This is a genomic window from Rhodospirillales bacterium (assembly GCA_016872535.1).
Taxonomy (GTDB): Bacteria; Pseudomonadota; Alphaproteobacteria; order Rhodospirillales; family 2-12-FULL-67-15; genus 2-12-FULL-67-15.
In genome coordinates, this window is record VGZQ01000036.1 from 1 (window position 1) to 21,970 (window position 21,970).

Annotated in this window: 24 protein-coding genes; 3 read left to right on the plus strand and 21 right to left on the minus strand. The window is 63.5% G+C overall.

Going from position 1 to position 21,970, the window contains the following annotated elements:
• The 19 genes from FJ311_08725 to FJ311_08815 all read right to left on the minus strand — a co-directional run.
• A partial coding sequence (locus FJ311_08725; protein ID MBM3951522.1) for a hybrid sensor histidine kinase/response regulator occupies positions 1–456 on the minus strand: 456 nt, incomplete at its 3' end.
• Positions 457–718: 262 nt separating this feature from the next.
• Entirely contained in the window at positions 719–1,357 is a 639-nt protein-coding gene (locus FJ311_08730; protein MBM3951523.1) for a hypothetical protein, read from the minus strand.
• Between the two features lie 6 nt (positions 1,358–1,363).
• Entirely contained in the window at positions 1,364–1,738 is a 375-nt protein-coding gene (locus FJ311_08735) for a hypothetical protein (protein MBM3951524.1), read from the minus strand.
• 335 nt (positions 1,739–2,073) lie between these two features.
• Complete coding sequence (locus FJ311_08740) at positions 2,074–2,940, minus strand: prenyltransferase (protein ID MBM3951525.1); 867 nt, start codon at positions 2,938–2,940, stop codon at positions 2,074–2,076.
• An 87-nt stretch (positions 2,941–3,027) separates the two neighbouring features.
• On the minus strand, positions 3,028–4,101 hold the full coding sequence (locus tag FJ311_08745; protein ID MBM3951526.1) for a formate dehydrogenase subunit gamma: 1,074 nt from the start codon (positions 4,099–4,101) through the stop codon (positions 3,028–3,030).
• 34 nt (positions 4,102–4,135) lie between these two features.
• The gene (locus FJ311_08750; protein ID MBM3951527.1) at positions 4,136–4,399 is read right to left on the minus strand and encodes a hypothetical protein; all 264 of its coding nucleotides are present in this window, start codon (positions 4,397–4,399) and stop codon (positions 4,136–4,138) included.
• Between the two features lie 154 nt (positions 4,400–4,553).
• Complete coding sequence (locus FJ311_08755; GenBank protein MBM3951528.1) at positions 4,554–5,150, minus strand: 4Fe-4S dicluster domain-containing protein; 597 nt, start codon at positions 5,148–5,150, stop codon at positions 4,554–4,556.
• 30 nt (positions 5,151–5,180) lie between these two features.
• The gene (locus tag FJ311_08760) at positions 5,181–8,057 is read right to left on the minus strand and encodes a formate dehydrogenase (GenBank protein ID MBM3951529.1); all 2,877 of its coding nucleotides are present in this window, start codon (positions 8,055–8,057) and stop codon (positions 5,181–5,183) included.
• 23 nt (positions 8,058–8,080) lie between these two features.
• The gene (locus FJ311_08765; protein MBM3951530.1) at positions 8,081–8,272 is read right to left on the minus strand and encodes a twin-arginine translocation signal domain-containing protein; all 192 of its coding nucleotides are present in this window, start codon (positions 8,270–8,272) and stop codon (positions 8,081–8,083) included.
• Between the two features lie 79 nt (positions 8,273–8,351).
• Positions 8,352–8,882 carry a molecular chaperone TorD family protein gene (locus tag FJ311_08770; protein ID MBM3951531.1) on the minus strand — a complete coding sequence of 177 codons (531 nt, stop codon included), beginning with the start codon at positions 8,880–8,882 and terminating at the stop codon, positions 8,352–8,354.
• Positions 8,883–9,211: 329 nt separating this feature from the next.
• A complete protein-coding gene (locus tag FJ311_08775; GenBank protein MBM3951532.1) occupies positions 9,212–9,844 on the minus strand; it encodes a DUF3306 domain-containing protein in 633 nt (210 codons plus the stop codon).
• Positions 9,837–10,373 (minus strand): DUF3305 domain-containing protein, encoded by a 537-nt coding sequence (locus FJ311_08780; protein ID MBM3951533.1) that lies wholly within the window; start codon positions 10,371–10,373, stop codon positions 9,837–9,839. The genes FJ311_08775 and FJ311_08780 overlap by 8 nt, the downstream gene beginning before the upstream one ends.
• Positions 10,374–10,562: 189 nt before the next feature.
• On the minus strand, positions 10,563–11,435 hold the full coding sequence (locus FJ311_08785) for a LysR family transcriptional regulator (GenBank protein MBM3951534.1): 873 nt from the start codon (positions 11,433–11,435) through the stop codon (positions 10,563–10,565).
• Positions 11,429–12,451, minus strand: coding sequence for a hydroxyacid dehydrogenase (locus FJ311_08790; GenBank protein ID MBM3951535.1), 1,023 nt, complete (start codon positions 12,449–12,451; stop codon positions 11,429–11,431). Before FJ311_08790 ends, FJ311_08785 begins: the two co-directional genes overlap by 7 nt.
• Positions 12,452–12,616: 165 nt before the next feature.
• Positions 12,617–12,934, minus strand: a complete 318-nt coding sequence (locus FJ311_08795) for a hypothetical protein (GenBank protein ID MBM3951536.1) — start codon at positions 12,932–12,934, stop codon at positions 12,617–12,619.
• Between the two features lie 13 nt (positions 12,935–12,947).
• Entirely contained in the window at positions 12,948–14,984 is a 2,037-nt protein-coding gene (locus FJ311_08800) for a hypothetical protein (GenBank protein MBM3951537.1), read from the minus strand.
• A 32-nt stretch (positions 14,985–15,016) separates the two neighbouring features.
• Positions 15,017–15,805 (minus strand): 4Fe-4S dicluster domain-containing protein, encoded by a 789-nt coding sequence (locus FJ311_08805; protein ID MBM3951538.1) that lies wholly within the window; start codon positions 15,803–15,805, stop codon positions 15,017–15,019.
• A 36-nt stretch (positions 15,806–15,841) separates the two neighbouring features.
• Positions 15,842–16,552: a cytochrome b/b6 domain-containing protein gene (locus FJ311_08810; GenBank protein ID MBM3951539.1), complete on the minus strand. Its 711-nt coding sequence runs from the start codon at positions 16,550–16,552 to the stop codon at positions 15,842–15,844.
• Positions 16,549–16,746: a hypothetical protein gene (locus FJ311_08815; GenBank protein ID MBM3951540.1), complete on the minus strand. Its 198-nt coding sequence runs from the start codon at positions 16,744–16,746 to the stop codon at positions 16,549–16,551. Before FJ311_08815 ends, FJ311_08810 begins: the two co-directional genes overlap by 4 nt.
• A 248-nt stretch (positions 16,747–16,994) precedes the next feature.
• Between FJ311_08815 and FJ311_08820 the strand changes: the two genes are divergently transcribed.
• The gene (locus FJ311_08820; protein ID MBM3951541.1) at positions 16,995–18,749 is read left to right on the plus strand and encodes a hypothetical protein; all 1,755 of its coding nucleotides are present in this window, start codon (positions 16,995–16,997) and stop codon (positions 18,747–18,749) included.
• 22 nt (positions 18,750–18,771) lie between these two features.
• Here the strand turns inward: FJ311_08820 and mobA are convergent, their stop codons facing one another.
• Both mobA and fdhD read right to left on the minus strand, forming a co-directional pair.
• On the minus strand, positions 18,772–19,374 hold the full coding sequence (gene mobA / locus FJ311_08825) for a molybdenum cofactor guanylyltransferase MobA (GenBank protein MBM3951542.1): 603 nt from the start codon (positions 19,372–19,374) through the stop codon (positions 18,772–18,774).
• Positions 19,375–19,397: 23 nt separating this feature from the next.
• Positions 19,398–20,279: a formate dehydrogenase accessory sulfurtransferase FdhD gene (gene fdhD, locus FJ311_08830; GenBank protein MBM3951543.1), complete on the minus strand. Its 882-nt coding sequence runs from the start codon at positions 20,277–20,279 to the stop codon at positions 19,398–19,400.
• Between the two features lie 195 nt (positions 20,280–20,474).
• Here fdhD and FJ311_08835 point away from each other — a divergent pair, with 195 nt between their 5' ends.
• Together FJ311_08835 and FJ311_08840 are read left to right on the plus strand one after the other, a co-directional pair.
• Complete coding sequence (locus FJ311_08835) at positions 20,475–21,179, plus strand: ABC transporter permease subunit (GenBank protein ID MBM3951544.1); 705 nt, start codon at positions 20,475–20,477, stop codon at positions 21,177–21,179.
• The gene (locus FJ311_08840) at positions 21,176–21,967 is read left to right on the plus strand and encodes a phosphate ABC transporter ATP-binding protein (protein ID MBM3951545.1); all 792 of its coding nucleotides are present in this window, start codon (positions 21,176–21,178) and stop codon (positions 21,965–21,967) included. The genes FJ311_08835 and FJ311_08840 overlap by 4 nt, the downstream gene beginning before the upstream one ends.
• Positions 21,968–21,970 lie beyond the last annotated feature (3 nt).

A 21,970-nucleotide genomic window follows, 5' to 3' on the forward strand; every position in this document is an offset into this window, starting at 1 on the left:
CACGGGACCGCCGCCGGACGGCGCCGCAGGCGCCGGGGCGCTTGCGGCCGGAGCGGCGGCGCTCGCCGCCGGGGCGGTTTTGCCCTCGGCCATGGCGTTCAGTTCCGCGATCAGTTCGGAATCCTGACCTTCGGGTTCGGAGCCGTTTTTCTCAAGCTCGCCCAGCAAATTGCGAATGCGATCGAGACACTTGAGGATGAGCGTGACCGCCTCCGGCGTCACCGGCAGCACGCCGTCGCGGAATTTGCCGAGAACGTTTTCGCCGGCGTGCGCGACCGACTCCAGGCGGGGCAAGCCAAGAAAACCGCAGGTGCCCTTGATCGTGTGCACCAGCCGGAAAATGTTTCCGAGGATGGCGGTATCGCTCGGATCCTGCTCGAACTTGACGAGTTCGAGGTCGAGGACCGAAAGGCTTTCCGCCGTTTCGGTCAGGAATTCGTTCAACAGATCGTCCATGGCAAGGTTCCTTGAAGGAAGTTTCGCCCTAATTAACGAAACTCCGGGTCGCACCAAAGGCTTACACTTTCACCGGCCACGCCCGGCGAATCGGCAACACGAAGGTGGGCAGTGTACCCGGCAAACCCCTGCCCCCTAGTAAGGTTTATCCCTTAACGGGGCACCGGATTTTAGCCAGTTTTCGATGGTTAACCAAAGCCAAGGACCACCTAAGTCGCATCCCGATTAATCGGAACATGGGCGGCATTGTTAGGCATGGGCCCTAGGCGCGCGGGAGGACGGCTCCAAGACGGATTTGGTCCTCTTCCTTCAGTACCTCTACATTCCCGCCCAACGCCCCGGCCAAGCATTGGGCCCACACCGCGTGAATTTCGCGCGGAGACGCCCGTTCGGGCTCCAGGCTTCCCGCAAGGGCGGCGGCGATTTCGACCCTGACCGAGGCGCCCTTTCCGAAGGCGGTTATGCTTACCCCGACCCCTTCGGGGAGCTCGGCGGCCTGAATGCGGATTACGCCCCCCCGGGGTAGGCATCCGGCGGCAACCATGGCGAGAACCAGCGCCAGCCGAACCCCATCCGAAGCCAGGCGCACCGAGGCAGCGGGTCCGGCGACGGGCTCCAGACGCACCGGGCTACCGGCAACGTACCCCTCGACCAGGCTCGCGGCCTCCGCCAGCCCTTGGGCCGGCGGATTGGCGCCGAAGGCGGCTCGGAAAAAAGCGACGCGGCCGTTAACCTGCCGGGCGCTCTGGCCGACGAGGGCCAAGGCCTCGGTGTCGGCGCCCGGTGTGCTTTCAGCGGCCAGCTCGATGCCGTTGGCGATCGCGCCCGCGACGCCAGCCAGATCGTGGCACAGCCGCGAACACACCAACTGCGCGAGACGAAGATCGGCGCGCCCGGCCATGAACGATCAGCGCCCCTCCCCCAACAATGCCCGCGCAATGGCGTGCACTTCGGGGCTGCCGTCGGCGCTGCCCGACAGCCCGGCCGTGCGCGCCTTGATCTCGTCGCGGATTTCGGCGGCAATCGATTCCGGCGCCGCGTTCGCGTGGCGGGAAAGCACGGCGACGATCGACTGAAGGGCCAGGATGTGGGCCGCGAAGCTTTCGGTTTCCTGCGCGCGTTCGGTCGCCGAACGGGCGAAATTGGCCAATTGCTCGGCGATGCCCTTCAGGCTTCCCTCGATCTCCCGGATCTGGCCGAACAGCTTCGACAGCTCCGCTTCGTCGATCGGCGGGCGCTTTCCCATCGCTTCCCCCGGGGGCGTGGATATGTCACCGGCCATGACGACGTCCTCGGTTGCTTCGGAAAATAGGGCGGGAACCCGCTCCGGGGCAGGATACCCCGCTTGGCGGCCCTTGTCATGAACGTTGGCGGCAAGCGCGCCCCGCGCCAAGCGGCGGTTGGCGGAATACCGATCCCGGTCTACAATGGTCGGCGCCGGAAGACGCCACGCGCTTCCAGCGACGGAACCGGGAGGATGACATGAAATCGGTCTTGCAAGGTCTCGCCGCCGCGATCGTGATCGCCGTGGTTGCCGGCGTGGTGCTGAGCGCCACCGGCCAGAGCAGCGCGAACAAATTTACGACTTCCAGCACGCGCCTTTGAGGCGCCGGCCGGCTACCCGCCGGCAACCGCCGCCAACAGGCACAGCCACAAACCGCCCGCCAGATGGATCGCGAGCGTCAGCTTGATCGCGCGGGTGAGGTCGAGGCGGGAACCGCTTAAATCCTTCGCGGCGATACCGGCCAGGCCCAACAAGGCGACCGGTACCACCAAACTCCACACCGGCAGGACATCGAGCGAGACGCCTCCCGCCAGGGACGCCGCGGCGGCCGCCTGCACGCCGGCATAAAGAACCCTGGTCCCCCGGGGGCCCAAGCGAACCGCCAGGGTCCGCTTGTCCGCCCCTTCGTCCGCAGCCGCGTCGGGCACTTCGTTGGCGATCAGAACCGCGGCGATCCAGCATCCGAGCGGGAGCGACAACAGGGCGGCGAGCGGCACATGCGAACCCGCCTGCAGCCAGGCGGCCCCGACGACCGGCAGCACGCCGAAGCCGATGCCGACGGCGATCTCGCCCAAACCCCGGCCGGCGAGATGAACCGGCGGCAGGGAATAGAGAAGCCCGAGCCCGACTCCGATCGCGCCCAACGCCAATACCATCGGCCCCTTGAGGGCGACCAAAGCGATCCCCAACAGAACCCCGGCGCCGAGAAGCGCGTGGGCGAGGCGAGCCATTTCGTCCTCGCCCAACACCCCGTTCTGGATGAACCGCGAGCCGCCGGTAAAGGGATGAATCCGATCGAGATTGGCCTGGTCGCAGCCGCTTCGGGAATCGCAGACGTCGTTGTAGACATTGACTGCGGCATGCACGCAGACAGTAGCCGCCAGAGCCAGAGCAAAAGCGCCGCCGTCGAACGCACCCCCGTGTCGCGCCCCGGCGACGGTCCCGATCGCCACCGGCAGGACCGAGGCGGTGAAAAACATCGGCCGGGTCGCAAGAAAAAGCCGCTTCGCGACGCGAAGCGGCGAAGTTCCTCCCAGTACGGATACGGCGGGTTCGTTCAACGGGTTCTAACGCCCGCCGCCCTTCAATTCCGCGACCCACAAGGGGTGATGCTCGCGCGCCCAGTTCTCGTCCACCTGCCCGGTGGTGACCGCGTCGAGCGCACCCTCCATGCCGACGGTGCCGAGATAGATGTGCCCGAGAATCAGCGCAATCATGACCAGGGCCACGATCCCGTGCCAGAGCAGCGAGAGCTGGGTTTCCTGCAGGGCCGTCAACTGGGTCGGCAGGCCGGCCCCGAACATGTTCAAGACCTTGAAGGTCGGCGCCCACGGAGCGAATTCGAACGGAAACAGCAGGCAAATGCCCGATACCGTGAGCAGGGCGCCGCCGATCACGGTCACCCAGAACACAATCTTCTGGCCGGCGTTGAACTTGTAGGCGGGCGGATGCGCGCCCTTGGTGAACATGCCGCCGCCCATCGCCAGCCACTTGAGGTCGGCCATGGTCGGCAGGTTATGCCGAATCCACAGCACGAAGATCATGACAATGCCGACGATGAACGCGAACGCGATGTAATTGTGCGATACCTTGCCCCAATAGGTGATTTCGGCGAAGGCGCCCTGGCCGATGAGGGGCATCAGCACGTAGCGGCCGTAGAGAACGTTGAGACCGGTGAGCGCCAGGATGATGAACGACGTCGCCGTCAGCCAATGGGCGAAGCGGTCGACGGCGGTGAAACGCTCGATGGTGCGGCCCGACATTCCCGCTTCGACCTTGATCCGGCCGCGCACCAGGAAATAGAGCCCGGCGAGCACGATGACGGCGAGCATCCCCCAACCGCCCCACACCGACATCGGGCCGTTGCGGAAAGCGCGCAGATTGTCGCCTTCGGATTGCACCAGGACGCCGGCCTTCTTGTCGGGAATCGACACGTATCCTTCGATACCCTGGCGCACCGAGCGCCACGTTTCCGCGGTGCCCTCGACCCCGCGCACGCCGCCCGACGGGATTTCGCTGGTCTGGGCGAAAGCCTGATGTCCGAGCGACGGCGATCCGGTCAATCCGACCGCCACCGCGTAAGTCAACGCCGCCGCGAATCCCAACGCACCCAGCGCCTTGCCTATCCGGTTGCGGATCATGGTTTTCTCCCCCTTCTCGGAGCTTCGGGACGGTTTATTTCTTGGCCGGTTCGTCGCCGACACGAACGTCGAGGCCGCGCGTCGGCACCGTGGCCGTGAGCCCCAGGCTGGTGCCCGCCTGTTCCGCGGCGCGCTCGCGCAACACGGACACCTGCGCCTCGCTCAAGGTGTCGTCCTTCTGGCCCAGGTATTGGCCTTTTTTGTACATGGTGACCCGGCCTTGCTCTTCGCCGCGACAAGCGGTGAGGGCCACGGCGGCCACGAGGACCGCGACCAAGGCAACGGTTTTTCTGGTCATGGATATCTCCCTGGTATTGGTTCGCTCTAGCCCATAACGCATCCCCCCAATCAAATAAAGGGGATCGCAGCCAAGCCACGCGGGCGAAGAAGGCGGCACCGCGATCCGTTCGCGATGCCGCCTTGCCTTCGATCCGTCGCGTCTCCGAACTCTCTTACGTGCCGGCCTTCTGGCGATAGGCCGTGCCCCAGCCCCACGCGCCGGAGCCGAAGCCGCGCGACACCACGCGCTCGCGGTAGATGTTGGAGACCATGTCGCCGTCGCCGGCGAGCAGGGCCTTGGTCGCGCACATTTCGGCGCAGAGCGGCAGTTTGCCCTCGGCCAAGCGATTGCGGCCGTACTTGCGGAACTCCTCGGCCGAGTGGTCTTTTTCCGGACCGCCGTTGCAGAAGGTGCACTTGTCCATCTTGCCGCGGCTGCCGAAGTTGCCGGCTTGCGGGTACTGCGGCGCGCCGAACGGGCACGCGAAGAAACAGTAGCCGCAACCGATGCACAAGTCCTTGGAGTGCAGGACCACGCCCTGTTCGGTCTGGTAGATGCAATCGACCGGACAGACCGCGATGCACGGCGCGTCCGAACAATGCATGCAGGCGACCGAAATCGAGCGCTCGCCCGGCTTGCCGTCGTTCAACGTGACGACCCTCCGCCGGTTGATGCCCCACGGCACCTCGTTTTCGTTTTTGCACGCCGTGACGCAGCCGTTGCACTCGATGCAGCGCTCGGCGTCAATCAGGAACCTCATTCTAGCCATGGCTGTTTCTCCCTATTCCTGCGCTGCCCGTTATGCCTTCTCGACCCGACAAAGCGTGGTCTTGGTTTCCTGCATGGACGTTACCGTGTCGTAGCCGTAGGTGCCGCACATGTTGGCCGCTTCGCCGAGCACATACGGATCGGTGCCCGTCGGGTACTTGGCCCTGAGGCTCTGGCCCTGCCAATGGCCGCCGAAGTGGAACGGCATCCACATCACGCCGACGCCAACCCGTTCGGTGACCATGGCCTTAACCTTGACCTTGGCGCCGTTCGGGCTATGCACCCAGACCATGACCCCGTCCTTGATGCCCTTGTCGTTGGCGTCCTTCGGGTTGATCTCGACGTACATGTCCTGCTGCAGTTCGGCGAGCCATTTGTTGGTCCGCGACTCGTCGCCGCCGCCTTCATACTCCACGATGCGTCCCGAGGTGAGAATGGTCGGGAACTGCTTGGAATAATCGTCCTTCTGGACCGATTCGTAGAGCACCGGCAGACGGTGAAGCTTCTTGTCCTTGTAGGTCGGATACTTGGCGACCAATTCGCGATCCGGCGCATAGAGGGGCTCGCGATGGATCGGTACCGGGTCGGGCAGGTTCCACGCCAAGGCGCGGGCCTTGCCGTTGCCGAAGGGCGCGACGCCGTGCTTGATGGCCACGCGCTGGATGCCGCCCGACAAGTCGGTGGCGAAGTTGACGCCGTCGGGATTCGCGCCGCCGATCTTCTCGATCGTCGCGCGTTCCGCGTCGGTCAGGTCCTTGTCCCAGCCGAGCTTCTTGAGCATCCCGTATGTGACCGCCGGATGGCCGTCCTTGATCTCGGCGCCGACCGGGTACGAGCCGACGGCGAGCGTGCTGACCCCGTTGTGGTCCGGGAACAGAGCGCGGAAGTTCAGTCCGCCCTCGGCCACCGGCTTCGAGGTGTCGTAGAGGTTCGGCGTACCGGTGTGCTTCATCGCCGCGGTGCCCCAGCACGGCCACGGCAAGCCGTAGTATTCGCCGTTGCACGGACCGCCGTTGGCACGCAGCGTCGTCCTGTCGAAGGTGTGCTGGTTGGCCATGTGCAACTTGAGCCGTTCCGGCGATTGCCCGGTGTAGCCGATGGTCCACATCCCCTTGTTGAATTCGAGGGTGATGGATTCCGGCTCCGGTTCGTTGCCGTTGACCTTGATGTGCTTGAACATCTCCTTCTCGAAGCCGAACTTCTTGGCGAAGAGATACATGATCTCGTGATCGGGCTTCGTTTCGAAGATCGGCTTCGCCACCCGCTCGCGCCATTGGAGCGAACGGTTGGAGGCGGTCACCGAGCCGGACGTCTCGAACTGCGTGCACGCCGGCAGCAGGTAGATCCCGTCCTTGCGATCCGGGATGACGGCGGAGAACGTCGGCACCGGATCGACGATGACCAGCATGTCGAGCTTGTCCATCGCCTTCTTCATGTCGGTCAAGCGGGTCTGCGAGTTGGGGGCGTGGCCCCAGAAGACCATGGCACGGACGTTGTCCGGCTGATCCATGTTCTTCTTGTCCTCGAGCACGCCGTCGAACCAGCGCGAAACCGGAATGCCGGCCGATTCCATGAGCTTCTTGTCCTTGAAGCGCTTGACCATGTCGTCGTAGCTGACATCCCAAACCCGCGACCAGTGCTTCCACGCGCCCTCGATCAGGCCGTAGTAGCCGGGCAGCGAATCGACCGTTATGCCGAAATCGGTCGCGCCCTGGACGTTGTCGTGGCCGCGGAAGATGTTGCACCCGCCGCCCGAGACGCCCATGTTGCCGAGGGCGAGTTGCAGGATCGTGTAGGCCCGGATGTTGCCGGTGGTGGCGTGGTGGTGCTGGGTGCCGCCCATGCACCATACCAGCGTGCCCGGCTTATTGTTCACCAATGTGCGGGCGACGCGCTTCAACTGCTCGCCCGGAACGCCGGAAACGCGCTCGGCCTCCTCGGGCGTCCACTTCTTCACCTCCTCGCGGGCCTTGTCCATGCCGTAGACGCGCTGGTGGATGAACTCCTTGTCCTCCCAGCCGTTCTCGAACACGTGCCACAGGATGCCGAAGATCACCGCCACGTCGGTGCCGGGGCGGAAGCGGACGTATTCGTTGGCGTGCGCGGCCGTTCGGGTGAAACGCGGATCGCACACGATGATCTGGGCGTTGTTCTGCTCCTTGCCCTTGAGGATCATCTGCACCGCGACGGGATGCGCTTCGGCCGGATTCGAGCCGATGAACAGCATCGCGCGCGACTTCTGCATGTCGCTGTAGGAGTTGGTCATCGCGCCGTAGCCGAAGGTTTGCGCCACGCCCGCCACCGTGGTCGAGTGGCAGATGCGCGCCTGGTGGTCGACGTTGTTGGTGCCCCAGAACGCGGCGAACTTGCGGAAAAGATACGCCTGCTCGTTGCTGAACTTGGCGGAACCGAGCCAATAGACCGAGTCCGGCCCGGACTTCTGGCGGATGTCGAGCATCTTGTCGCCGATCTCGTTGATCGCCTGGTCCCAGCTCATCCGCACCCATTTACCGCCGGCCATCTTCATCGGGTACTTGAGCCGGCGTTCGTTATGGGTGTGCTCGCGCACCGCCGCGCCCTTGGCGCAGTGGCTGCCGAGGTTGATCGGGCTGTCGAAGCCCGGTTCCTGGCCGACCCACACGCCGTTCTGGACTTCGGCGATCACGGTGCAGCCGACCGAGCAGTGCGGGCAAACCGACTTGGCGATATCGATCTTGCCCGCGCCGGCGGCGGGCGCCTGCGCCTTGGCCAAACCCGCCGGCAGGGCGGAAGCCACCGCCGCGGCGGATGCCGTGAGGCCGGAGCGCTTGAGGAACGCGCGCCGATCCATCGCGCCGCCGATCACGCCGGCCAGCGCCTTTTTGATGCCGCCCGAAGCGGTGGTCGCGGAGGTTCTTTTGGTCAACATGGCTGTTCTCTCCCTTGTTCCGGTCAGCGGGCGAGTTCGTAGTATTTGCGGACGTGATCGGTCTCGCGGTAGCCGCCGTCCTCGGCGCGCTCGGTCGGAGCCGACGCCTGGACCGTGCCGGTCGCGGCCGTCGCGCCGGCGACGCCGGCGGCGAGCCCGACGAACTTGAGAAGCTCGCGCCGGGACGTGGCATGGATGTCTTTTCGATCGCTCATGTTTTGTCTCCCTTTCAAACTCGCGTAACCCCGTTAATCCCGAATTCGTGGTCGCAACGTGTATCGATCCCGCCGAACCTTACGCGTCGGCGGCAAATCCTTCCCGCTCGATCGCCATGAACAGTTTTCCGATCGTGCCGAGCGGCGCGTAGAGGCGCGCCGACTGGGCTTTCTCCAAATCGGCGAAGAAACGCGCCGCCCAGGGTTCGAGGTGCGCCTGGAAAAACGCGCGCTGGTCGTTGATCGGCTTCGGGGCACCGAACGTTCCGGCGATCAGCCCGTGCATGATCTCGCACATGAAGGCGATATGATCTTCGGGCTCGGTCGTTTCCGCCCGCGCGCCGATCCCGAGCCGGGCCAAATCGCCGCGCAGGTCGGCGAGCGGTTTGTCGTAGACGAGCCCCGTCCGATAGTAGGAGGCGTAAGGCAGCAATTCGCCGCCCGCGCCCATGCCTACGAATAGCGCATTGAATTCTTCGGTCGCGTCCTCGACCGTCGCGGCGCGCGCGGAACGCGCCAGAAGCCCGATCGCCCGGCCGAATTCGCTGTCGTCGCCGCTCAAGTCGCCGACGAACCCGATGGCCGCCGCATCGAGCGGTCGCGCGAGCATCCGGGAGAACAGCGCGTAAAAGCCCGCGCGCGCGGAATCTTCCTCGCTCAACGCTTCCGGCTGAAAAGCGGATGTCCCGGTCAATGCGCCTGGATCAACGGCCGTCGTCGCCAAAGGCCCCTCCTCCCAAGATAAAGCCCTGCCTTCCCCGCGCGGACAAACGAGCGATAGGCGTTAATAATCATATCGAAGACCGATATGACGCGCAAAGCATTTCGACGACACGATTTCGTTATAACCCGCTCGAACAAAAGGAATTACGCCCCTTGTGTATTCAGTTATCCGAATATGGCTTATATGCCGCGCATTTGAAAACTTTTTGGGGTTTTTTATCCACTTTCATTTTTTCCTGACATGGAAATTTGTTCTTCGGCGGATTTTTTCCCCGCCGCGTCCGGCGCCTCGGTCAACGCGCCTTCGCGCGGTGTCGATTCTATTTCTTTTTGCGCCGACACCGACGATTCGTCGGGGGCTGTCTCCGCCGTCGTGGCGGACGATTGGGTCTTGTCCTTGTCGTCGTCGAACAAATAGCCGACCCCGGCGCGAAACAGCGTGTCGGTCGCCGCGTTGATCGGAACAAAAGTCTTGTTGTAGTCCTCCATGTGCATCTCGAAGGGAAAGGGCTCGGTGAACGCGGGGTCGCTCCGCCACAACTTGCGCAGCGCGGCGGTGCGGGTTTCCTCCGGCACGCCCTCGCGCATGAACAGCGAATAGTCGGAATCCTTGCCCAGGCTTTCGATCGGCGGCAGGTCCTTCGTGGCCTCGTCGATTTTCTTCTGCCGTTCGGCTTCGTCGGCCGCCGGCGTCGCCGGCGCCGCCTCCGCTGGAACCCGCGCCGCCGTCATTGTCTCGGATCGCGGTTGCTTTTCGACGGCGGCTTCGCGCTTCAAGCGCGACCAGCGCGCGAGCCGCCCCTCGCCGGGCCGCCCTTCGGGTTCTTGGTCGTCGATCTTTCTAACCACGGCGGCCCTCTCCCGGCCCGCGCCGGCCAAACCCGACCTTGTCGGGATCGGCGCGGTCGCGCTGGCGCTTCACGAACGGCGCTTCCACGTGATGGCGGGCGACGAAGTCCTCGACCCAGGCGCGGATTGCGTCGGGCATCGGCACCGTGTCCACGGTTTCTTCCCCGCTTTGGCTGTAACAACCGGCCTCGAACGGACAGACGGTGGCCAGAAACGGCCGCATCTCGCGCCCCGGCGTGTTGGTTGGGTCCGGGCGCAGCACCACGTATACTCGGGGAGAGCCGCTGATGATATTGGTCTGGTAACCTTCCGTATCCTTGCGGTGCATCTCCACCGGCGGCGCGGGCGCGAGCCAGCGGACCGATCCCTCGCTCTCGCCGAGCTTCCTCCATTCGCCCGTGTCGGCAATGCCCGGCACCACCTCGACCGCGTGCCAAACGTGATCGCGCCAGGGATCCTCGAGGCGGCGGCGCTCCAGCACCACGCCGACGTTCATGCGTTCGGAAATCGCGCTTGCCGGAGCAGTCATGCCTTGATCCTTTTGTTGCCGTCAGCTCCGTCAACGACCGATGGATGGTGGGTCGAATCCGTGGCCTAGGTTAGAACCTAATCCGGCACCCGGCAATAAATCGGGGTCGACAAGCGGGGATTGCCGCGTTCAGCAGACCGGCGACTATCCTTCTGGACGCATCGCAAATGCATAATAGCCCAACATTATTCAGGTTTGGTTCTGCAAAAGCCCTTTCATAAACCGCCCGACCAGGGCATCGCCATCCCGCGTCTCGGGGTGAATCATCCAGATGTCTTTCTCCAAGGTCGTGCCGACGATGGGCAACGCCTTCAGCGAGCCGGTTTCGACTTCCTCGCGCACCGCCGACGCCAACACCAGGGACACGCCCAGTCCCGCCTTGACCGCGGCTTTGACCGCTTCGGTGCTGCCTAGATTCGCCGCGACGCGGAGTTTGCGGACCATGTCGCCGAAAACCTTGCGCAACAGCGTCGCCGTTCCCGTGCCAGCCTCGCCGCCGATCCAGGTCGCTTCGAGCAGCCACTCCTTCTTGACTCCCGCATGCTCGGCCCAGGGATGATCGGGCCGGACGATGACGACCAGCGGCTCTTGCCGCCACACCGTCGCCACAAATCCCGGCCGGTCGTCCCACCATTCCATGAGCCCGAGATCCAGCTCGCCCTGCGCCAGTTTCTGCATGATCTCCGGATTGGACCCGATGGTCAGTTCCACGGCGTCATCCGAGCCGGCCTGGTCGACAAATCGTTTGATGTAGGGCTGGAGAACGTAAATGCCGATGTTGCTGCTCGCGCCGACGACGATGGAGGAATGATTGGCAGCGTGATACGCCCGCGAGGCCAGTCTGAGCAGGCTGCTTGCGTAGGGCAGGAAACGCTCGCCCTCGGGCGTCGCCGTGCATTTCGTCCGGCTGCGCGTAACCAGAGTGACCCCCAAACTTTCCTCGAGCTTTTGCAATTGCAGCGAGACCGTCGGCTGCGCGCGCCCCAGGCGTCGCGCGGCTTCCTGAAATCCGCCCGTTTCGAGGATCGTCATGAACGTTTGTACGTATGTCAGATTCAGCATGACACAATATCGGAAGCCAGCGACGGATGGTTGACCGCGCCCGGAGGCGGACGAACGCCTCGCAGAAACTCGATAATGCTGTCGGCTGCCTGCGCCGCGATCTCGCGACGAACCGACGGAATGGCGGAGCCGATATGCGGTGTGAGCACCGTCTTGGGGCTCTCGATGAGGCGCGTCGGGATAGACCGCGGCCGATCCGGTCGTGCCCAATCCTCCATCTCGAAAACGTCGGCGGCATAGGCTGCGAGCGCTCCGCTTTCGAGCGCCGCCGCGACCGCCTCCTCGTCCACCAGGGATCCCCGCGCGGTATTGACGAGAGTGGCTCCCCGCTTGACGCGCGCGAGCGCCGATGAGTCGATCAGATGGGTTGTGCCGGACGAGAGAGGCACAGCAAGAATCACGAAATCGCTCTCCGATAATAGGTCGTCGAAGCTCAAGCGAGCGATCTGCAAGTGTCGTTCGACAGCGCCTTCGATCACGCGCGTATCGCAATAAACCATGCGCACCCCGAATCCCGCGAGGCGCTCGGTGATCGCCCGGCCGAGCACCCCCATGCCGACAATGCCGACCGTGCTGCCCGCGACTAGGGAACCGGAATGGAATGGGCGCCAGCCCTGGAAAGCCCCGCTGCGGATGAAATGACTCCCTTCAACAATATTCCGGGCGGCTGCGATCATCAGGTCGATCGTCAGTTCTGCGGTGGGAACCGATAGAAGTTCCGGCACCACGGTGAGCCACACGCCGCGACGTGTGAACGCGTCAGTATCGAAGTTATCGTAGCCCTTGAGCGCGCATGCCACGATACGCAATTTGGGACACACCGAGAGAAACGCCTCGTCGATGCAATCGGTCATGAACGCGAGGATAGCGGTGGCCTCGCGTGCATGGGCCAGGAGTTCCTGCCGCGTCCACGGGCGGGGTTCGGAATTTGCCACCACACGGCAATGCGGCCGCAGGCGTGCGAGCACCGCAGGATCGATTGTGTTCGTGACCAGCACGGTCTTCACGTTCACCATCGATTCCAGAGTCACAGTACCCATCGTCGTTCACGCGCTCAAGGCCGTGCGCATATGAGCGCATCGACCCTGAAGACGCAATGAACAATAATACCCCGCCCCTGGCGCAACGGTTCACGCCGTCACCGCACCATTGGCTGACGCCGGCACGGGAATGACCGATTCTCAGCCTGGGAGTATCCGGCCGGGAGCTTCTCTTTCAAGACGCTCCAGGACATCGGCGGGATATCGAGCCGCGCCCATGATCGTGAGCGTACCGCCGCCTTGGTGAACCGCTTGGGCGATCTGGGCCATCTCGTCCGCTGAATAAGGCGCGCTCATGGGGATCGTCACCGGCGAGCCGACGGCGGCGAAGTTAATCACATCCTCGACTGGCACCGGCTCGAAGAATTCGCCTCCCTCACCCGCGAGGAAGCTGCGGAAATTGAGCTCAAGGCTCAACGATTCCTTCGGGTGCACTTTCTCATAAGGATTCTGACTCATGTTTCTCTCCGCGTTAGACCGCCGCCTTGGGCAGGAGACCGCCCTTGTCGAGCTGGTCGGCCACGTCCTTCAGATCAAGCTGTTCGAGCTTCTTGCGCGTCGGTATTCCGGTGGCAACGTCCCAACCGCGTGCCACGTAATAGGCATCCTTCAGTTTTTCGAACTTGTCGTGGTCGAGTTTGCGATTGACCTTGATAGTCTTACCCTCGGGGCCGGTAACGGTCGCGGACGCTTCCTTCTCGAACAGATACTTGACGAGCGTGTCGTCTTTGCGTGTCCGCCCTTCGCGCGCCATGATGGCACGTTCAAGATTCCAGAATCGTTCGCCCATCTTCATCCCTTCTTGACCGTTGGGAATCAGCTCGCGGCCAACGGCGGCATTCACCATGAGCACCTCGAGCTCGGGCGAGGGCGTGTCCGGCCGATACGATTTTTCCTTGTTCGCAAAATAGCTCGAGTAAATCGGGAAGGGACCGTAATCGCAGAGAATGGTCGAGCGCTTGAGGCCGACATCCCCGTCTTGAGCCCATTTCGTTGTCTCGGCGTGAATCGGATCGTAGAAGTTCTCGTCGCTGTAGTCGATCGCCTTGGTCGTTCCAAATAGCTCCTTCGACCACTGCGCAACCTCTTTTTCGCTCGCAAACCCGGCCTGCGGCCAAGTGCCCTTCACGTTCATGCGGAAGGTCCAGTAGAGCTGGTGGATGGGTGTCTGCGGGTGGCGGCTGTCGGTCGCCCAGAACAAGGCGATCGGCGACCAGGCGCGCGGACTCCAGTGGTGCGCGAAGCCGCGATTGAAGTGCGGCAGCAAATGATGGCCCTTGCCGGTGATGTCGGCGGCGCGCGGCGCGCCCTCGGCGAGAATTTTTCCGAACCCCTTGCGATAGGCGATCATATTGCAAAGCTGATCGGCGAATTCCAACGTGCCAATGTCGGCCATCTTGAGACCGACATCTTTCTCGGTCAGCAGGCCTTCCTTGATGCAACCGGTTAGCCACGGCAAAAGGCCGATCATTTCGAACGCGTTCATGCCGAGCGCATCGCCGATCTGTGTTGCCTGCCAGTAGACGTCCGTGGGTTCGCCATAGCGGGTCATCACGTTGCGCAGATACCAGCTCATCTGGTTGCACTTGCCGGCGGTGTAGCGGCCCTTGCGGTCGGGAATTTCGACGAAAATGTGACAGCCCAACGGGCAGCCGAAGCACGCCTCGGCCTTGGATGTCTTTTTCTTGAGCCATTCCCATCCGCTAACCCCGGCGCCCTGGTAGAAGGACCACCCAACCCGGTGGAATGCCGCGAGATTTTTCCAGGTCTCCGGCCGCTGGTCGGGGCGGTAAATCAGGCGGTGGGCTTCCTTGGAAATTTTCATCAGGCGCTCGGGATTGCCGACCTTGACCGAGCCGGTTCCGCGAACCGCGATCGCCTTTAGGTTCTTCGAACCCCATACCGCACCGAATCCGCCTTGGCCGGCGCCGGCCGACGAACCATGCATGATGCTAGCCGAGCGGACTAGATTCTCGCCCGCCGGTCCGGTCACCAGTATCTGGGTCTTGCGGTACTCGTCCCCGAGATCCCTCCAGATGCGTTCCTGGGTGTCGAACATGTCGAGGCCCCACAGATGCCGCCCATCGCGGATTTGCACGGTCCGATCGTCGATGAAAATCCAGACCGGGCGATCCGCCTTACCGATCACCACCATACCGTCGTAGCCGGCAAATTTGAGCTCGGGCCCGAAGTGAAGCCCGAACGACGACTCCGTGTAACATTCGTCAGGATAAGTCATCGGCGAGATGGCGCTGCACTCGGTTCGCCCCGAACTCGGCGCCACGGTCGCGGTCAGCGGCCCGGTCATGATCACGAACGGGTTCTGGGGATCGTATGCGCCGATCCGCTTCGGCTTGTGCGTGACCATGTCCCAGTGAATCTTGGCCATCATTCCGCGCCCGCCGAGGAATTTGTCGATATAGGGCTCGGTTCCGAACGTGTCGATCTTGCCGCTGGTCAAATCGACCTTCAGCAACCGTCCGGTGTAGCCGTAGAGTCCCTTTGCCATTTTACGTTCCTTCCGTCTTGCTCAAACTCTGTCTACAGGGAGAACGCGCTCTGGGTCGGCTCCTGCGGATAGCCGAGTTCCTTCGCCCGGTCCTCGGCGCGGATGACGCGATAATCGCTCTCGACGTTGACGACCTGCCCACGGATATATTTGGTCCGCGGCTTGAAATCCTCGGCGCTGACGAAGTTGATCGCGTGATTGGGACACCAGGAAACGCACTGGGGATTGCCGCCGCACAAATGGCATTTGATCGCCTTGTTGCGCGCCACGTCGAACTGAATGCGGGGAATTTCATAAGCGGATTCGCACGCCTCGATGCACTTCCGGCAACCGATACAGGCGTTCTGGTCGATCGTGCGCGCATTGGTTCCCGATTTGTGATCGGTCTGGATGGCGGCGACCGGGCAGACGTTGACGCAGGGCGCGTCGGCGCACTGCAGGCACGGCCGGGGCTCGTAGTTGATCGGTTTCATTTGCTCCCAAGTCGAGTGGAAAGGATTGCGCGGCACCGTGAGGCGCGCTAACTCCATGCTTGCCTCGCCGTTGTTGTTGTAGGTGGAGCACACCACCATGCAGGTGCGACAGCCGGTGCACAGTTCCGGATCGAGGGCCAAATAACCCCTCGGCGCCGCCATCGCCGGGCGCGACGTGACGAAAGTCGATACCGCCGACATGCTGCCGAGAATCGCCGCGCCGACACCGGCGAGGCCGACCCCCGTCAATCCCTGAAGAAAACCACGGCGACTGGGGGCCTCGTCGTCATGCTCCAGCACAACGGCGTCTTCCAGCACGGCTTGATGTAGAACTTGGTTTTCGCGCACGGATGTTGCTCCTCCAAAATCTTGGTTGACCGACGCTTAGCCTTTCTCGACCGGCCTCATGCCCGCCATGGCGACGCCCGACGGCGGAGATCCCTGATGCGCTTTCGCTTGCGCTTCAAGCTGCGGCGACACGCGATGCTCTTTCGCGTACCAGGAAAAAGACACCTTCCCGGTAAATATGGATTTCAACCGCGGCCATTCCTTCGGCACCAGCACGGCGAAATAAATGTGCGCGAGGACAAACGCGATCAAAATAAAGGTGAACACCTGATGAACCACGCGGGCGAAGAACACCGCGTCCCATCCCCATGGCATCCAGAAGGGGGCGACGAAGTCCCGGCCCGGCTTCCACAAGATGAACCCAGTGATCACGATGATCAGGAGCACGCCTGCGAGCGCCCAATGGAGGGCGATCTGTTCGACCTTGTAGAAACCGTGCTTGGGCGCCGGCCCGGAGCCCATTCTGCCGAAACCGGGAACCCGCTTCAGCCCGTCCCGCAGGTCCTGAAGCGTGGCCCACATGCGATGAAAATGCTTGAACCGGATCGTCGTGTACCAAATGTGAAATACCAGCGCGGCGAGAAACACCCACGCCGCCCAAAGATGCCACAGGAACAGGTCGGCCGTGCCGGGATAACCGAAAGAAATGGCCAAGCCCGTTAGGGTAAGCGACACGATGGCGGCGGCGTTTACCCAATGATAAGCGATCTGCGCCGCGTCGCGGCGCTTGAGTTGCACGTCCTTCATTGGGATTTTTCCCTCCGTAAAAGGTCCGGCAAGGATTGCAGAACAAAATGAACCGCGAGGCCGGCGACGACGGCCACCGCAAACCAGAGGAACACGTCGGACGTCAGCCGATTGAGCTCGGTCGGATCGAGGTGCTGAACCGCGAACGCTTCGGTCGGCTTCTGGAACTTCCCGTTAAATATCGCTTCCGCCATTTTGCCTCCCGAAAGCCGACTCCATGGACTAAAAATTGCTCAAGTTAATTTTAAAGAGTCTAAAATTAATCTCTGCTATTGATCCTCATGCGCATAGTTGTCAAAGTGAACGTTGAATCTATTATTGCAATATAACTTAGCATTATAATTGAAAGTAATTATAGTAATCCGTCTCATGTTGTCAACGGGGGCTAGCATGAAGCGATGGCCGCAAACACTTACGCGACCGATGGACGCCTTCCATCGGATTGGCCGACGACCAGACAACGCCTTATTGCTATTTCCTTTTTTGTTCATTCGGTGCACAGAGGCGCGCTTGCAGACAGACTTTTACACATATCCACGCTGATCGTTGGCCCCTTCGTCGAACCACCCATTCGGGCGGCATTAAACCATCCGGCCGAGCGGATACCTACGGTCAGATTGGCGAATCAATGATCCAACCCATGACGAAAAACATGACGAAAAAAACGACCCGGCAACCGCCACAGCGGGACATTTTCGACGCGCTCGTGTCGTTCGCGTCGCGTGAGCGTTTCGATCGCATCCCGGAGCGCGTGCGGGCAATGGCCAAGCTCCATATCATCGACGGCATCGGCGTCATGCTGGCCGGCGCCAGCGCGCCCACGACCCGTGCCCTCGTTCGCGGTCTCGCCGCCAATGAACATGGATCCGGCGCGGACATCGTCGGAACCGGACACACGGTAAGCGCGCCAACAGCCGCATTCGCCAACGCGTTCAGCGGCCGCGTCCTCGATTACGACGACGTCCAGACGACCGAAACCTCGATTTACGGCCTTCTCGCCCATCCAACGGTGCCGGTTCTGGCGGCAGCGCTCGCCATCGGCCAGTCGCGTAACGTTTCCGGCGAAGCTCTTCTCGTCGCGTATCTTGCCGGAGTCGAAGCGGCCACCCGCATCGCCGACACGGCGGAGCCTAAATCGTTGCGCGCCGGATGCGCGCCAACCGCGACCTTCGCCGGCATCGGCGCCGTGATCGCCGCCACCAAACTGCTCAAACTCAAGCCTAAGGCGGCTCGCGCGGCGCTTTCGCTGTGGGCGGCCACGACGGCGCGCGACCGCCCCACCACCGAGGCGCCATCGACCACCGCGCTACGCGAAGCGCACTCGGTCCGTGCCGCCGTCGAGGCGGCCCTGTTCGTCGCCGAAGGTCTGACCGTCGCGGTGCCCGATCTGCCATTGGCATCGGATGCCGTGAAGCCACTGGCGTTAGTAAAAAACTTCGGCAACCCGTACATGATCCTCCAACCCGGCTTTGCCATTAGGGTTTACTCTTCCCATCCTCTTACCCACCCCGCTCTCGACCTTATTCTCGCCATCGTCAATCTGCACGATATGTGCGCCGGGGAGATCAAACGGATCGAAATTGGAATCACGAACATCATGGCGGAAACACTGTCGCTAAAGATACCGACCAATGTTTCCGAACTTCGCCGCAACCTGCCCTTCGTGGTCGCACTTGCCGCCTGCCGGGGAATCCTGACTCCGGACGATTTTGACCGGATACCCCGGCAAAAGCCGTTACTCGACTTGATGCGTCGTATTCATTGCCGCGCACATCCTGATCTCGATGCGCTCGGCCACGAACGGGCGCGAACGATCGTCGGTGTGACCTTGAAAAGCGGACGAATCATCGAAATGAAAATGGATGTGGCCAAGGGCACACCGCAAAAACCGCTCAGCGAAATCGAACTGTTCCATAAGTTTTTTCAATGCGCGCTTCCCATCCTCGACGGGCGGAAAGCGGAGCGATTGCTCAATCGGTTGTGGCTGCTCGACGAGGCGCCCCAAGTCGCCGGCCTATGCAAGCTCGATGCCCGTTGGCCGACCGATGTCGAACCCGGAAACGCCGGTGGCCATCCGCACGCCCATGACCACGACGACGCCCATGGCCGGGGCCATCACGCCCATCTCGGCCACGACGATCCCTTTCACGGCCACCAACGGTCGGCACGGCCAAAGCGCGCACGGGAAAAAAAATAACGGCGGAGTCCCGCTGGTCGGTTCAGCCGACGACGTTTTTCGCCAGCAGCCCCTCGGCATAGGCTAAGTCTTCGGGTCGGTTGACGTTGAAGAAGGGATTGAACGGCGTTGTCGAATAATCGACGTGCGCCACCCGGTAACGCGCGGTCCAGACATCGACCTTGCGGGTGTTTTCTTCGGTCAGCGCGCGGTGCAAGCCGTGACGAAGATCGATCCGCCACAATCCGAACACGGGGTGCGCGCCATCGGGCGTGCGCGCGTAGGCGAGGTCGGCGTCTTCGCGCGCGACAGCCGCCCGGAGCCGCGCAACCAGGTCTTCGGGAAAGAACGGCGCGTCGGTCGCGAACGACGCGACCCACTCGGCGCCGGGATAGCGCCGCCCGGTCCATTCGAGCGCGGTCAGGATGCCGGCGAGCGGCCCGGCGAATCCCTCGATCACGTCGGCGACCACCGGCAAACCAAACGCGGCGAAACGCGCCGGATCGCCGTTGGCGTTGATGATCAACTCGCCGACCTGCGGCCGGGCGCGTTCGATGACGCGCGCCAGCATCGGCCGCCCGCCCAGCGGCCGCAGCGTCTTGTCGCCGCCGCCCATGCGCTCGGAGCGGCCGCCCGCGAGCAGCATGCCGACCGGCACCGCTCCTCCGGTCATGGCCGCCCGGCCTTGCGGCCGGCTCCCGCCGGCTCGTCTTCGGCCTGATCGGCGTCGGCGTCGAACACGATCCGGTCTTCGCCCGCGAGCGCGATGAAACGTTTTCCTTTCGCGCGGCCGATCAGGGTCAGGCCCACCTGGCGCGCGAGATCGACGCCCCAGGCGGTGAAGCCCGAGCGCGAAATCAGGATCGGAATGCCCATCTGCACGGTCTTGATCACCATTTCGCTGGTGAGGCGGCCGGTGGTGTAGAAAATCTTGTCGGCGCCGGAAAGGCCGTGGCGATACATGTAGCCCGCGATCTTGTCGACGGCGTTGTGGCGCCCGACGTCCTCCATGTAAATAAGCACGCGGTTTTCGTGCGCCAGCGCGCAGCCGTGGATCGCGCCGGCCTCCAAATAAAGGCTCGGCGTGGTGTTGAGGGTCTTGAGCAGGTCGTAGAGCCACGAGGTGCGGAACCGCGCCTCCCGGGGCAGCGCCGTCTTTTCGAACTTCTCCATCACGTCGCCGAACACGGTGCCCTGGGCGCAGCCCGAGGTCATGGTCTTCTTCTTGAGTTTTTCCTCGTAATCGGTGCGCCGGTCGGTGCGCACGACGATGGCGCCGATGTCCTCGTCGAAATCGACCGCGCGCACCGTGTCCTCGGGCAGCAGCATGTTCTGGTTGAGGAGGTAGCCGAGCGCCAGGTATTCCGGGTAATCGCCGATCGTCATCATGGTGACGATTTCCTGGCCGTTGAGATAGAGCGTCAGCGGACGCTCGACCGTGACCGAGGTTTCGAGCCGCCGTCCGCGCTCGTCCACGCCGACCACCTTGCGCGTGAGGCGCGGGTCGGACGGATCGGGCCGGACGAGAAGATCGGGCCTGGGCGTGGTCATGGGGGCGTGGCCATGGATTCTTCCGCTTCGGATTTGACTATGGGTTGGCCCCGCCCCGAGGGCAAGGGCGGGGCGGAAATCCGCGCGCTTTCCCGAGGCGAAGGGCCCGAAACGACGGTCGGCGATATGCGCGAAATGTCCTATCGAGACCCGACGCCGCGCATGGTTTAGTCCGAACCGATCGGGAGTTTCATCTTGAACGACATCGGTTCCGCGTTCGACGCCGCGTTGCGCCTGCTGATCGGTTTCGACGCCAACCTGGTCGAAATCGTCCTGCTCTCCTTGCAAGTCAGCCTGACCTCGGTCGCGCTCGCTTCCCTGATCGGCATGCCGCTCGGCGCCGCGCTCGCCCTGTTCCGCTTTCCCGGCCGGCACGGTCTGGTGGTGCTGGTCAACGCCTTCATGGGCCTGCCGCCGGTGGTGGTGGGCCTGATCGTCTATCTGCTGCTGTCGCGGGCGGGACCGCTCGGCGTGTTCGGCCTGCTGTTCACCCCGGCGGCGATGATCGTCGCCCAGACCATTCTCGTGCTGCCGATCGTCGCCGCGTTGACGCGCCAGACCATCGAGGATCTGTGGCGGGAATACGACGAACAGCTCCGCTCGCTCGGCGCGGGCCCCGCGCGCGCGGTCGCGACCCTGCTCTGGGACGGGCGCTTCGCGCTGGTGACCGCGGTGCTGGCCGGGTTCGGGCGCGCCAGCGCCGAGGTCGGCGCGGTCATGATCGTCGGCGGCAACATCGACCATGTCACCCGGGTGATGACCACGGCGATCGCGCTCGAGGTTTCCAAGGGCGATCTCGCGCTGGCGCTCGGCCTCGGCCTCGTCCTGATCCTGCTCTCGACCGCGATCAACGCCGCCGCCTATCTGGTCCGCGAAGTCGCGGCGCGGAGGCACGGATGAGCGCGCCCGCGTCCCGTTCGATCCTGCCGCTCGCGCTTCAAGGCGTCTCCTTCGCCATCGACGGCAAGCGCCTGATCAAGAACGTCGGCTGCGCGTTCGAGCGCGACTTGTGCACCGTCATCATCGGGCCGAACGGCGCCGGGAAAAGCCTGTTGCTCCGCCTCTGCCACGGCCTGGTGCGGCCGAGCGAAGGCGCCGTCGTCTGGCACGGCGCCGAAGGCCGCGACCCCCGGCTGCACCAGGCGATGGTGTTCCAGCGCCCGGTGATGCTGCGCCGCTCGGTCGCGGCCAACGTCGATTACGCGCTCGCCCTGCGCGGCTTCCCCAAGGCCGAACGCCGCGTGGTGGTGCGCGACGCGCTCGAGTGGACCGGGCTCAGCCACTTGGCCGAAAGCCCGGCGCGGGTGCTGTCGGGCGGCGAGCAGCAACGGCTCGCGCTCGCCCGCGTCTGGGCGCTCAACCCGGAGGTGCTGTTCCTCGACGAGCCGACCGCCAGCCTCGATCCCGCCGCCACCCATTCGATCGAGGAACTGATCGGCGCCATCCACGCCGCCGGCACGCGCATTATCATGACCACCCACGATCTCGGCCAGGCGCGGCGCATGGCGGACGAGGTGCTGTTCATGCACCGCGGCCGGCTGCTGGAAAAATCGCCGGCCGACGCCTTTTTCGCCAAGCCGGAGAACGAATTGGCCGGGGCCTTCCTGCGCGGGGAATTGCTGTGGTGGGACATGGGGCGCGAACGGAGCGAAGGCGCGCGGGGCGACGGGGCGCCCCGGATCGGCTAGAAT